The sequence below is a fragment of the Streptomyces sp. S07_1.15 genome (genome assembly GCF_020739505.1).
In the GTDB taxonomy this organism is placed as follows: domain Bacteria; phylum Actinomycetota; class Actinomycetes; order Streptomycetales; family Streptomycetaceae; genus Streptomyces; species Streptomyces xinghaiensis.
In genome coordinates this window covers 1630733-1643364 of record NZ_JAJBZK010000001.1, presented here as the reverse complement: position 1 = coordinate 1643364, position 12632 = coordinate 1630733, and the positions used below count along the sequence as shown (strand labels likewise).

Below are 12632 nucleotides of genomic sequence, written 5' to 3'. Positions count from 1 at the left end.
GAATGCTGTGGGAGGGCTCACGGCTTCGCACGAGTGCTCGGCCCGCGGCGGGGAGGGCGTGCCCGGTACGAGCGAAAGGGGCTTGCCGGCCTCGGCGTCGCATGATGGCCGGCGTCCGGTCGAGAACCCCGCCAGAGCTTCAACGCGCAGGCCACATCGAGGAGTCCAGTTGTTACGTTGTGAGGCGGTCGGCAAGCGTTACGGCAGGGGAGGGTGGGTCCTCAGCGAGGTGGACTTGCGGGTCTCGGCCGGCGATGTCCTCGCGGTGGTGGGCGGCAACGGTTCGGGGAAGTCGACCCTGCTGAGGATCCTCGCGGGACTCTCGCGGCCCACCTCCGGGACCGTATCGGGCCGACCGCCGAACATCGGTTACGTACCGGACCGCTTCACCGCCCATGACCGCATCTCGGCCCTCTCCTACCTCACCCACATGGGCCGCATCCGTGGCCTGCCGGCCTCCGCCGCACGGGCCCGAGGAGGCCACCTGCTGGAGCGGCTGTCCCTGGTGGGCGGCCGGGACGCGTCGCTGCGGACGCTGTCGAAGGGCAACGCGCAGAAGGTGGCGCTCGCCCAGGCCCTGCTCGTCCGGCCCGGATTGCTGGTCCTGGACGAACCCTGGTCGGGGCTGGACGCCTCGGCCCACGGTGTCCTGGCCGAGTTGATCGGCGAAGTGGCCGCCCAGGGCGGGGCGGTGGTCTTCACCGACCATCACGAGGCGATCCTGAAGGCGCACGCCGGCGGCGTCTACGCCATCAGCGACGGCCGGGTGACCTGGCGCGGCGGCCGGCAGGCCCGGAGCCGCACCTCGCCGGTCGAGCTGGTCCTGACCGCGCCGCCCACGGGTGTCATGCCGGTCGAGGTGAACTGGCCCGCGCTGCCGGGTGTGGCAGGCACCGCCCGGCGGGGCGATGCGGTCGTCCTGCGGGTCGCGCGGGAGCACTCGGACGCCGTGCTGCTGACAGCGCTGCGGCACGGGTGGTCGGTGGCGGGCCTGGCCGAGGCCGTGGACGAGCCCGGTTCCCGGGCCGATGCGAGGAGGACAGCCCTGTGATCGCCCTGGTTCGCTACACGTTCACGGTGATGCTGCTCTCCCAGCGCTACCTCGCGCCGCTGCTGCTGTTCATCGGCCTGGTGGCCGTGCTGACGAGCAGCGACACCGGACCGCTCACCGCGACCTACGCCTCGGTGGCCGGGGCCATGCTGCTGTGCTCGGTCTGGCTGACCATGGCCCTGACCGGTCTCGAGGACCAGCCGCACCGCTCGATCGTCGTCGTCAGCGCCGGCAGCCAGCTGCGCGTCCAGCTCGCGACGGCCGGGACGGCCGCCGTGTGGTGCCTGCTGCTGATGGCTGCGGGTCTGGTGCTGCCGCTGCTGTTCGGGACCCACACACCCGGCCTCGCGGACCTGGCTCTGGGGACCGCGGCCCAACTCACCTCCGCCGTCACCGGCATGGCCATCGGGCTGCTCTGCTCACGGCTCGTGTTCCGGCGGCAGGGCTACGCGCTGGTCGCCGCCCTGCTGCTTCTGCTGGCCGTGCTGCTGGGCAAGGGCGTTTCCCCGGTCAACATCATGCTGACCCACCTGCAGAACACGCCGGACTCGGCGGAGGCCCTGGTCACCACGAGCGTCCTGCTCGCCGTCGCCACGGGCTTCTTGGCGGCCGCACTGGCCATCACCCATGCCATCACCCGCAGAAAGGCATGAGCGACTCGCACCGACCACCGCCTGTCCGATCGGCGGTGGGAGAGTTTCGACGGGAGGACAGCGGCCTGCTCTTGTCGGCGCTGTGCGGGCGCGGCCGCATCGACAAAGGCGTAGCTGATTCCGGACGGCACACCGCTGCCACCGGAACGGTAAGACTTCACTTGCTGTTCGCCGGCTGTTCTGCCGGGCGGTCGGCCTGGTGGAAGCGCGGGGTCATGAGCTGTCCGGCCGCTTGTGTGGTGCGCCGGGTGCTTTTGCTTGCCGGGAAGTGCCCGAAAGTACTGGGGCTTCGAAGAGCGGACATGCGTTCCGGGGGCAAAGGCCGGCACGAAGACCCACGGCATTCATGTGGCTGGAAATCCGAGGAGATCGTTGACGGCTGATTCTGGTCTGGGCCGTTGAGGAAGGTTCTGCTTGACTGGCCGTTGCCGTGGCCGCGCGAATGCTTCCGGGGGAATGGGGCGGATGCACGGGCGGCCACCGGCGGCGCCGGATTCACCGCCGGATCAGCCCCGTTGAGCGGGTGCGCTTCTTCCGCAGCACAGTGGTTTCCACAGCAGGGGAGTGGGTTTTCAGTGGGTGTTTCGTCGGATTACCCTGACGTTCCCGAATGGGTTGCGAAACCCGAGGGTTATCAGGCAGGAGCCGTCACCAAGTACAAGGGCAACATCTTCCGTGCCGCCTTCTGGGCCGCGGAGCCGGGGGTGGGCGACGCCAACACGAATGGCTGGCGGTTCTTCGACGAACTGTACGACCAGACCTCGAACACGCCGGCCCAGCAGTCGAAAGTCATCGCCTACATCCCCACCTGGCGCACAGCGGAGGGATTCGACTATGGCAATGGCGAGATGTATCAGTACATCACGCACGGCATCATCGCGTTCCTGACGTTCAGCGAGACCAACCCCGGCGAGTTCGACCCCACGTCGGTCGCGGACATCGGGGCCGTCCTCCCGGACGTGGTCATCGCCGCCCATCTGGCCAACACCAAGATCATGGTCGCGCTGGGCGGCGCGAACGACTACGCCTTCCTGGACCTGATGACGGCGGTCGGCAACGATCCGGCCGCCCCGCAACTCGAACAGGCCGTGCGCAAGGTGGCCGACTTCGTCACCGCCAACGGCCTGGACGGCGTCGACCTCGATCTGGAGTGCTGGTGGGGCAGGCCCGGCCAGCCGGACCAGGGCGGCCGGACGAAGAGCGACGGGCCGCACCCCGCGGGGCGGGGCCTGGCGCTGTTCGCCCAGAGGCTGAAGCAGGCCATGCCCGACAAGATCGTGTCGGCGGCCGTCTTCGGCACCTCCTGGTACGGGAACAACTACGATCCCGAGGTCGCGGACCACGTCGACTGGCTCGGGATCATGACCTACGACTTCACCGGCTCATGGGACCGGTCTCCGGTGGGCCCGCACTCCGCCCTGCTCAAGATCCGCGGCGAGGACACCTCGGACATCCGCGAGTCGGAGGTCTACCAGGAGACGTACCTTTCCGAACAGCACGGCAGCTGGCCGGGCCCCAGAACGGGCGGCAGTTCCACGGAAGCGGACAACATCGAGAACAATCCGATCCTGTCCGTCGAGGACTCCCTCTGGTACTGGACGAACCCCCTCTTCGTGAACCATCAGGGGGCGGGGCAGAAGGTGGCCCGCGACAAGATCGCGGCAGGAGTACCCGTCTACGGCTATGACTTCTCCGCGGCCAAGGACCCGGACGATCTCACCGGTGAAGTGCCCCCGGGCTACAAGGTGCTGCGGTACCAGGAAATCCTGGACGCGTTCCCGGACGCCCACCAAGCCGGGAACGCGAACATCAAGGTGCCCGGAAGCACCCCCCGGCCCGCCCTCAACGAACCCCTGCCTCCGGGCGACTACCCGTACGCCCACAACATCCATTTCGAGACCCCGGACACCGCCGTCACCAAGCTCGAATTCCTCCAGAACGTGGGAGCCCAGGGCGTCATCATCTGGGAACTCTCCAATGACGTCTGGGACAACGGCAAGAGCATCATCAAGGCCCTCTACCGCGCCTCCGGCCATCCCGAGCCCGAGCCCGTCACGCAGCCACCGACCGTGGTGGCCAGCCACTGCCTGTGGGACTCCGTCGGCTTCCTGGGCTTCTCGACCGACGCCCTTCAATTCAAGGACGACGACATCATCCGCCCCGGTGTGCGGCAGTTCTCGGCCCGGCTGTGGAACATCCCCGACGGCGCGGACTGGGTGGACGTCGCCCAGCGCTCCCCGGCGGTGATCAAGAGGCAGTACTTCAACCGGCCGACCCGCATCGTCGACAAGGGCGCTCTGGGACTCTGGGGGGAGTTCGACGTCCTCGAATCGGTCGATGCCCCGGCCTGGTACTGGGGCCACATGGAAGCGGAGGACGGCGGCCCGTCCGGGTATACGCGGTACCGGTCGCGCCTGTGGGGCCTCTCCCTCAGCGACGACTGGAAAGCCGGTGCGAGGAAGACCCCGGCACTCATCGAAGGCCAGTACTTCGACCAGCCGACCGAAATCGACGACCAGGGAATCGGCGGCCTCTACGGCCTTTTCGACGTCAGCAACGAGCCGCGCACCATGCCGGCGCTGGTCACGCAGGCCCTGGGGTCCAACGACTGCTCCTACTGCCTGATCGGCACCATCCCTTCGCAGGGCGACAACGTGGAGATGGTGAACCTGACGGCCCCGATGCTCGTCCGGGAGGGCACTCCGTACCTCTACTCGGCGGTCATGCGGGACGACGACTCGGTGGAATTCCCCGAGGGAGTCGTCATGACCCTCCAGGACCCTGGCGGGACCACCTACGACCACGAGATCCAGGACGCCGGCACCTTCGTCATGATGTCCGGTTCCTCGATCCGGTGCCTGATCACCAAGGACCCGCAACCGGGCACCTGGACCATGCGCATGAGCGCGCCGAGCGGCACCGGATTCCGCTGCGAATGCAACACCGTGCCGAGCGAGGACGTCTTCGACACCATGGTGGAGACCTGGCAGAAGCTCGGCGGGACGCAGGGCATCGCTCCCCGGGACATCAGCGGGGGCCAGGTCGCGGCCTATCTGGCCGTGGCGGCGATCACGCTCATGGTCCCCTTCCCGCTGAACCTGGCCACCAGATTCCTGATCCTGGCCGTCACCGGAGTCGGATGGCTGGGCTTCTCGAACTCGGGCACCAAGGACGCCGTGTCACGGAACATGGCGGAAGCCGCGGGAATCCTGTCCAAGGTGATGAAGGACCTCCAGGAGGAAGGCTTCTCCGCACTGCGGAAGTACGTCTACCTGGTCGGAAAGAACATCTCCTACGAGGAGTACCAGGTGATTCTCCGGTACCCCGGGAATCTCTTCCACTGGCTCGGGGTGCACCGCAGGGTGTTCCAGGTCGTCGAGCACATGACGGACGCGGAGGAGCAGAACGCCGTACGGCATGTGTACTGGCAGTGCCTGCTCAAGAAGAGGCTGGGCGAGGAGTTCGCCGTCGCGATGGGCGACGCGCACGAACTCGGCCGCCCGGGCTCCGACGCGGACAACAGGGCGGACGAGATCAACAACGTCATCGGTCTCCGGCTCGCGGACGAAGTGGAGTCCGAGGAGGACTGCCTGGAACGCGCCCGCGAGATGTGGGCGGCGGGAGAACTGGCCACGCGCGTGGACTTGGAGGGCGACCCGACCTGATTCCGGCGCCACCGTTCGGGGGCCGGCCGGTCATGGTGACCAGGACCGGCCGGCCGGCACTCCTCGACGAGCCCTACCGCCAGGTCGGCGACTTGCGGGTGCCACAGCCGAGTGGCCGGTCGGCACGTCCACGATCTCCCGCAGCACGAAGCCGGCCATCTCCGGGTCACGGACCAGTGCGTCGGACCGTCGCGGACGCGACTCGTCCACCTGTGTTGCCCTCCCGCACGCGTCATCAGTGCCCGTGCTCCACCACCGTCCGCTGCCACCCAGAGGACGCCGAGCGGCGGATCACCGCCAACTCGGGGAGGGCCCGTGCGGTGGCTCGTAGGGGACGGGGCGGCCGGTGTGGGCGTCGAGCAGGACGCGGTCGCCCACGGGCCGGTCCGGTTTCACCGTCACCTGCTGCATCTTGGCCTGCTTGGTGCAGTTTCCGGTGTGCTCGGGGTTCTTGACGAAAGCCGACAGGACCACGCTGCCGCGTGTTTCCAGGACGTCCACCACGGGGCCGTCGTCGCAGACCCCGTGCAGCGCGACCACGGTCACGGATCGCCCGTCGCCGGAGACCTCGACCAGCCGTTCGAGCGGATAACCGGGGACGCCTTTGGCCCGCCGGATCGGCGGCCGGGGAAGTTCCGATGGGAGGACGGCGGCCTGCTTGAGGGGAGAGTCGTACCCCTTCAGATGGAACAGCCAGGCCGGCACCACCGCCGGCCCGCGGCTGGTGGCCACACTCATCTCCCCGAGCTCCGCCCCCGTCACCGTCAGGCGCGGCTGTCCCCCGGCGCGACCGCTCGACAGGGTCTTGTACGCCTCCTCCGCCCCCACCAACGGCCGGTTGAGCGAACCGCCCTTCGCCCAGGCCACCCGGCCCTCCTTCGGCCAGGCGGCGGGCAACTTCCCGTCCAGGACGAAGCGGTGGTCCCGGAATGCCTGCTCGTCAGCCGTGCTCCGCAGGCCGCCCCGCGGCAGCCGGATCACGTCGCCCATGGGGTGGAAGCCGGCACGCCAGGCGGTGGCGGCCTCCGACCCGTCCCAGGCCGCGGCGACCCGCCGGGCACGCTGCGCCCGTGCCTCCGCGTCGCCGTCCTCGGACACCTCTCCGCTGCCGCAACCGGAGACGGCCCCCAGGCCGGCGGCGGTCATGGCAAGCGCGGCGAGCAGGCTGACGGAGGGCGACGTCCGGACACGCATGTGACCTCCCGGGCGAACGGAGCGGCAGGCTGTCCGGTCCTCTGACGCGACCGGGCGGAAGCAGGTTTCACCGGCTGCGGCAGCCGGGAGGACCGCGTTGAGGTGGCGTTGTTCTATCGGCCCGGGGCCGCGCCGATATGTGTCAGCACTTGGCCGGCCAGCTCCCGCGGGGGCAGTTCGCCGTCCAGGAACACGGTGCTGTCGGGCAGGACATCCACCGCGGCCGTGCACGGTCCGATCCTGTCCTTGCACCAACGCCGGACGCGCTCGTCCTGCTCGGGATCGTGGGGCGTGAAACTCCGGCCGTCGATCCGCTTCTCCAGGATCTCGCGGGAAACCTGGAGGAAGAAGTGGTGGACGGTGACTCCCGCACCCTTCAACACGCCGAAGATCTCACCGGCATACTGCGGGTTGACCAGGGTCATGGGCACCAGAACGGGGCGGCGGTACTCCTCGACGAGGCCCACCGCCAGGTCCGCGACCTGGCGTCGCCACAGCCGCAGATCCTGGAAGTCGCCGGTCGGCACCTCCACGGTCTCCCGCAGTACGTAACCGACCATCTCCGGGTCGTAGACCAGCGCCTCGGGCCAACGCCGGCGCAACTCGTCCACCAACGTGCTCTTCCCGCTGCCGAACGCACCGTTCACCCAGACGAGCAAGACAATCTCCCCACCTATTGCCGGGCCCGCGCGCTCCGTCTACGCCGGGTCCAGAGACGGCTTGGCCTTCAGCCCGCCGTTGTCCTCGCAGCCCAGTTCCTTTGCCATGGCCAGGGAGAAGGAGTGGGCGACGGTGGCGTAGGCGTCCTTGAGTGCCTCCAGTTCCTCAGTGTCGCCCTCGGGTTCGGTGGGCCTGCCTCCGGGCTCGACGGTGATGGTGATGTGCCGACGCAAGGGGCCGGTCAGTTCGTGACCGTCGTGGCAGGCGAAGGTGACGAACGCGACGTCCGGTGCGGTGCCGGCCTGTTCGCCTATCGGCAGCAGGGTGAACCTCCCGGCGGAGATGTCCTCCGGCGCACTGCCGGTCAGGTGCCAGCTGACCCGCAGTTGCTTGTACGGAGCGTCGGTGGGCGGGTAGATCCGGCAGATGTCCCCGATCCCGCGCACGGAGGAATTGTCCGTGCGGCCCAGTTCCCGCGCGGTGGCCGCGACCGTAGTCTTCTCGTCGGATGGCTCGAACCGTGCCGAGCCCATGATGACTTGGAGAGCTCTGCCCGCCTCCGTGGACACGGCGTTGCCGCCGCAGAGGCGTTCGGCCGCCACGGAGGTATCGGGTTTCTTCCCGCCACTCCCGTCATCCCCTCCGCTGCAACCCGCCACGGCGAGTGCCAGAGAGCCGGCCACGGCCGCGCAGAGGAGCCCTCGCGTCCCTTTACGACTGGTCACGATCTCCATCAGCATCCTTCTGCGTCGTCGGCATGCTCCGCCCGGTTTCGGATCGTCTCTGGCCTCAGCCGTCTTCCGGGTCGTTGCCCTGCTGGTTCTCACGCTCGTTGCCTTTTGAGTAGCCGATCCTCATGATTCCCTGAGGTCCTGGCCGAGATGGCGCTGTCCGGTGAACGCGGCGGCCTCGGAGCGGCTGACCGCCCACCGTATCGGTAGCGCATCCACGGCTCGCCGAGGGTTGGAGCGTCAACTCACCTACCGGGAGCTGAACTTCACCGCAGCGCAGCGCATAGGCACCAGCACTCATGGGCCGGTCCTGAGCCTCGGGTGCCGCCAATGCTTCCTCGCCGGGCGGGCCCTCAACGTCCTGGGCCGATACGGGTCAGCACCTCGTCGGCCAGTTCCCGCGGGGCCAGCTCGCCGTCCAGGAAGACCGTGCTGCCGGGCAGGGTGTCGGCAGTGGCCATGCATGCTTCGATCCTGTCCTTGGCCCAGCGCCGAACCTGCTCCTCCCGATCGGGATCACCAGGGAAGAAGCTCCGCCCGTCGATCCGTTGCTCCAGGATCTTCCGGGAGACCTTGAGGTAGAAGTGGTGAACATCGACGCCTGCGTCCCTCAGCACGCCGAAGATTTCGCCCACGTAGCGGGGGTTGACCAGGGTCATCGGGACCAGGAGCGGGCGGCGGTACTCCTCGACGAGACCCACAGCCAGGTCGGCGACCTGCCGGCGCCACAGCCGGAGGTCCTGGAAGTCGCCGGTCGGCACGTCCACGATCTCCCGCAGCACGAAGCCGACCAACTCCGGGTCGTATACCAGTGCTTCGGGCCATCGCGGACGCAATTCGTCCACCAGCGTCGTCTTCCCGCTGCCGAACGCACCGTTCACCCAGACGATCAACGCGATACCCCCGGTTTCGTGGCCGGCCGCCCGCGTTGGGTCGGCGCGTTTGGTCAGCATGCCTTGCGGCACGGGCGGTCCCACTCTCCGTTGGTGAAGAGAGGAGGGCGCCCCTTGCGTCGGTGTCGGCGATGACGATGTGGTTCACCAACCCGTTCCCTTGAGAATGCCCTCGATGCCCCCCGACGGTTCCCGGCGGATAGGGCGGCACCTCTGCGGGGTCGTACGGCACCACGCGGGCGACGGGGCGGCCGTTCCTGGTGACGGTGACGGTCTCGCCGCGTTCGGCGGCGGCGAGGAACCGGGAGGCGTTGTGCTCGAATGCGCGGGCCGAGGCTTCCATGGAGTGCGCGCCCTCCTTCACATGTCTCGTTCGCGGAGTGCTTGCAGGCTGCGGGTGTTGGCCTCCGCGACCTGGGCGCGGAGCAGTTCGGCCGGGTCGAGGGGGCGGACGTCCGCCGGGTCGGCCGCCCACTCCCGGCCGCCGGAGAGCGGGCGGAGCCGGAGGTACGGGCCCTCGTGGCCCGTGACGATCCCGACCCGGGCGCGGGCGGTGTCCCGGACGGCGGTGCCGGGCGGGGGAGGGGCCGGCTCGGGTGGGGGACCGGCGGGGGGCGGTGTGGTCACCGGGCGTCGCTCCGTACGGCTCCCCGGGCGATGACGGCGGCCAGCGCGAGGGCGACGGGGGCGGAGCAGACGCCGAGGTGGACGAGGGCGTAGCGGGCGCTCTCCGGGATGCGGTGCTGGTCGCTGTCCGGGGCGGGCTTCGCCAGGGCCTCGTCCGTCCGCCGCGTCCGGGGCGGCTCCGCCGGGTCGTCGGCGTCGTCGGGCAGGGCGTCGCCCCAGGGAGTGCGGACGTCCATGGCGGGGAGCTGGATGCCGGCGTCGGTGAGGGCGACGGCGAGGGCGTCCCGGGCGGCCAGGGCCTCTTGGAGCTTGGGGGCCAGGAACTGAGGGCCGGTGCGCCGGGTGCGCTTCGGGGGCGGGGTGCGCTCCGGGGCGGGGGCCTGGTCGGGGGCGGAGCCGGGGTGGGGGTTGAGACCGGCGGCAGGGTGGGGTGTGGAGTTCGGCACGGGGGTGTCTTTCCGCGGGGTTCTGGGAGCGGATGCGTGATGCGGCCATCGCGCGCACATCCGTCGAGTCACCGTGTGTAGTCGGTGCATTACGAGAATGCCGCCGGGGTGTGGCCGTTCAGGCCGAGCACGTGGTCGAGCTCCCCACCCCCTTGGGGCACGTTCCACACCTTCCACTTCGACACGGGGTGCGGTGGGTGCGGGCGTGGGGCCTGTGCCGTGTGTGAGAGGCCGCCTGTTGCCTGTCGCCCTATGCGCAGGTGCGGGCCCGTACCAGGAGCGTGCCGGGCTTGCCCGGCTCGGGCGCTTCGAGCACCGAGGCGTGGATGCCGGTGAACCCATGGCGCTTGAGGAGGCCGGTCCACGCTTCGGGGGCGTACTGCCAGCGGAGCACCGTGAGTTCGTGCTCGCGGCCCTCAAGCCACTTTCCCCGCATCGGCGGTGGTCCGCAGGCACCGGGGGCCGGCTCGGCCTGGCTGAAGGCGAGGACACCGCCGGGCACTAGGCGCTCGGCCACCAGGGGGAGCAACTGCTCGGGGTCGGTGAACCACACCGCACCCCATACCGAGTAGATGGCGTCGAACACCTGGGTGTGCGCTGCGAGATAGTCGCGTACGTCCGCGTGGACGAAGGTGAGCCCCGGTACGCCGTCCCACCATCTGCGGGCGCGCTCCACCTGGACGGGGGAGAGGTCGACGCCCGTCACCTCTACGCCGTGCCGGGCCAGGTACACGGCTTCCCTGCCTTCCGCGGGACCGAGGTCCAGAGCGCGGCCCGGCTCGCCGAGCAGTTCGGCACCGGGGCCGTGACCGGGGTACTGGGTCCACTCGAAGCGGTCCGCAACAGGGGCGGCTGGACGCCCTTTCTCCGGTGAGGCATATAGGTGTCCCAGTACTCGGCCGGAGTGCGAGGCGCGCGGGGCATGAGACTCCTCCGAAAACGGTGAGGGCGACGGAGCCGGCCACCGTATCCGGTGACGCCCGATGCTCCGCCGGAACTGACGCAACACCGTCGCGCCTTGCGTAAGCCAGTGCCCGGGGACACTCGCGCGGCGTCCCCGGTCTGGTCATTACCGCTGCATGGTGGGGCCCCGCCCGTCAGGTGAGGGAGCCGACGCGTGAGGCGAACGCCCGGACGCCGGACAGGGTGCGGTCGTGCCGCATGAGGTCAGATGGGGTTGAAGGACCAGAAGACACCGACCTCTTCGGGTGAGACGGCGATGACTCCGAAGTCACCGTCGTACTCGGTGAGAGGGTTCCAGCCGGTGACCCCGGTCGTGAGGTCCGGCGACGGGGTGGTGCGTGCTTCGGCGATGTTGCTGTAGCAGGAGGTCCGGTCCCCGAACCTGTCGAGTAGGGTCCGGGCGTCGGCGGACGCTGCCCTGGTCTCCTCCTCCGTGCCGGGTAGCCCCCATTCGTACGTCGTGATCACCAGCAGGCGGGCAGCCGTGTCGGTCGTGACGGGGGACAGCCGCCTCGTCAGCTCCGTGTCGGACAGTGGCGCGAAGGGAAAGGAGGGGCTGCTCTTCGCCGGTTCCCCGTTCTTCTCCTTGTCCCAGTCGAGCGTGATCCATCCGCGGGGATCGCCGACCTCCCGGTTCATCACCGCCAGCGCGTCCTTCTGCCAACCGGCGGAGGTTCTGGGGCCGGTCGCCGCGAAGGAGTACACGTCACCCAGGAGGCGCCCGACAGCGTCCTCCCAAGCGGCTTGAGTCAGGGTTCGCATTCTCTTTCCAGACGGAATCGGTCAGCGCGCCGGCGCCTTGCGCCAAGAGGGCCCGGGGACACTCGTGGTGCCCTTGGCCTGGTCGTTCCCGGCGGATCCGTGGCAGTTCCCGCCGGGCCGGCAGGGCCCGCACTCGGCGCGGTTGGCCTCCCACGGCTTCCGGTCGACCGCGAAGCCGTTGTCCGCGATGAGCGGCTAAACGCGGCCGGTGCCATCGGTCTCCCTGCCGACGGATGCCCACCAGGCGATCACTCGGGCGGCCGTCGCGTCCGGCCGCGGTCCCAGAGGGTCGAGACCGAAGTGATGCTCCAGCTCGTGCCGCAGGAACTCGCCGATCTCCGCCTGGTCCGCGCCATCATGGAGGCGTTGGAGCAAAGGGGCGAGCATGCAGTTGTACTCGTCCTGCACCTCGTCGGCGACGCCAATCGGATCCCATTCATTGAGCAGATGCCGCAGGCCGTTCTCGGGGACATCGGTTCCAGGTCGCATCGCCCCAGGTTGCCACCCGGGAGCCGCCTTCATCACTCGTCTCCCCTGTGACCCAAACGAATCCGCGCAGGCGCCTGGGCGCCGACGGAAGCGACGGCTCGAGTCCGGTGAACCACATGGTGCCCTGCCCGGCTCGACGAGGCCTCCTCGGCATCGCGGGTCGTGGCCTCGGATCAGTCGGTTCGGCGAGGGTGTCCCGCGCGGCCGGGGTCTCTTGGAGCTTCTGGGCGAGGTGAGGAACTGTGGGTGTCGGGTTCGGCACGGGGGCATCCCTCCGGCGGGGTGGTGGGGGTGAGGATTCGCGATCCGTACATCGCGTCCGCGTCGGCTGTCTTACCGTGTGTAGTCGGTGCATTACGAGAATGCTGCCGGGGTGGTGCCGGGCAGGCCGTGCAGGCGATCCGGCTTCCCGGGCCACGCGCTCCGCGCCTTCCACGCGAGTTGCGGTGGGTGCGGGTGAAGGCGCGTGCCGGTGTGAGTGAGTACGCGTACGAAAGG

12 protein-coding genes and 1 pseudogene are annotated in these 12632 nt (G+C 69.4%); 3 read left to right on the top strand and 10 right to left on the bottom strand.

Annotated elements, in window-relative coordinates:
- Positions 1–169 precede the first annotated feature (169 nt).
- The 3 genes from LIX60_RS06935 to LIX60_RS06925 all read left to right on the top strand — a co-directional run bounded on the left by LIX60_RS06935 (position 170) and on the right by LIX60_RS06925 (position 5369).
- Positions 170–1051 carry an ATP-binding cassette domain-containing protein gene (locus tag LIX60_RS06935; protein ID WP_227957676.1) on the top strand — a complete coding sequence of 294 codons (882 nt, stop codon included), beginning with the start codon at positions 170–172 and terminating at the stop codon, positions 1049–1051.
- A complete protein-coding gene (locus LIX60_RS06930) occupies positions 1048–1704 on the top strand; it encodes a hypothetical protein (RefSeq protein ID WP_227957675.1) in 657 nt (218 codons plus the stop codon). The genes LIX60_RS06935 and LIX60_RS06930 overlap by 4 nt, the downstream gene beginning before the upstream one ends.
- Before the next feature lie 575 nt (positions 1705–2279).
- Positions 2280–5369 carry a glycoside hydrolase family 18 protein gene (locus LIX60_RS06925; protein WP_227957674.1) on the top strand — a complete coding sequence of 1030 codons (3090 nt, stop codon included), beginning with the start codon at positions 2280–2282 and terminating at the stop codon, positions 5367–5369.
- A gap of 291 nt (positions 5370–5660) precedes the next feature.
- On the opposite strand, the gene LIX60_RS06915 is transcribed toward LIX60_RS06925, so the two are convergent.
- From LIX60_RS06915 to LIX60_RS06870, 10 genes and pseudogenes are all read right to left on the bottom strand, one after another.
- Positions 5661–6563, bottom strand: a complete 903-nt coding sequence (locus LIX60_RS06915; protein WP_227957673.1) for a hypothetical protein — start codon at positions 6561–6563, stop codon at positions 5661–5663.
- Between the two features lie 113 nt (positions 6564–6676).
- Entirely contained in the window at positions 6677–7222 is a 546-nt protein-coding gene (locus LIX60_RS06910; protein ID WP_227957672.1) for an AAA family ATPase, read from the bottom strand.
- A 39-nt stretch (positions 7223–7261) separates the two neighbouring features.
- A complete protein-coding gene (locus LIX60_RS06905; RefSeq protein WP_227957671.1) occupies positions 7262–7825 on the bottom strand; it encodes a hypothetical protein in 564 nt (187 codons plus the stop codon).
- Between the two features lie 482 nt (positions 7826–8307).
- Positions 8308–8847, bottom strand: coding sequence for an AAA family ATPase (locus tag LIX60_RS06900; RefSeq protein ID WP_227957670.1), 540 nt, complete (start codon positions 8845–8847; stop codon positions 8308–8310).
- A 229-nt stretch (positions 8848–9076) separates the two neighbouring features.
- Positions 9077–9190, bottom strand: a pseudogene (locus LIX60_RS31920) (type II toxin-antitoxin system Phd/YefM family antitoxin); the annotation flags it as partial.
- 17 nt (positions 9191–9207) lie between these two features.
- Entirely contained in the window at positions 9208–9474 is a 267-nt protein-coding gene (locus LIX60_RS06890) for a hypothetical protein (protein ID WP_227957669.1), read from the bottom strand.
- Positions 9471–9920: a hypothetical protein gene (locus tag LIX60_RS06885; protein ID WP_374117817.1), complete on the bottom strand. Its 450-nt coding sequence runs from the start codon at positions 9918–9920 to the stop codon at positions 9471–9473. The genes LIX60_RS06890 and LIX60_RS06885 overlap by 4 nt, the downstream gene beginning before the upstream one ends.
- Before the next feature lie 250 nt (positions 9921–10170).
- A complete protein-coding gene (locus LIX60_RS31405; RefSeq protein WP_308101108.1) occupies positions 10171–10653 on the bottom strand; it encodes a class I SAM-dependent methyltransferase in 483 nt (160 codons plus the stop codon).
- 434 nt (positions 10654–11087) lie between these two features.
- Complete coding sequence (locus LIX60_RS06875; protein ID WP_227957667.1) at positions 11088–11645, bottom strand: hypothetical protein; 558 nt, start codon at positions 11643–11645, stop codon at positions 11088–11090.
- Between the two features lie 195 nt (positions 11646–11840).
- Positions 11841–12134, bottom strand: a complete 294-nt coding sequence (locus tag LIX60_RS06870) for a hypothetical protein (protein WP_227957666.1) — start codon at positions 12132–12134, stop codon at positions 11841–11843.
- Positions 12135–12632: the final 498 nt, after the last annotated feature.

Coding starts and splice junctions, on each gene's coding strand:
- LIX60_RS06875 (WP_227957667.1), bottom strand. CDS start 11,645: ATGCGAACCCTGACTCAAGCCGCTTGGGAGGACGCTGTCGGGCGCCTC.
- LIX60_RS06870 (WP_227957666.1), bottom strand. CDS start 12,134: ATGCGACCTGGAACCGATGTCCCCGAGAACGGCCTGCGGCATCTGCTC.
- LIX60_RS06915 (WP_227957673.1), bottom strand. CDS start 6,563: ATGCGTGTCCGGACGTCGCCCTCCGTCAGCCTGCTCGCCGCGCTTGCC.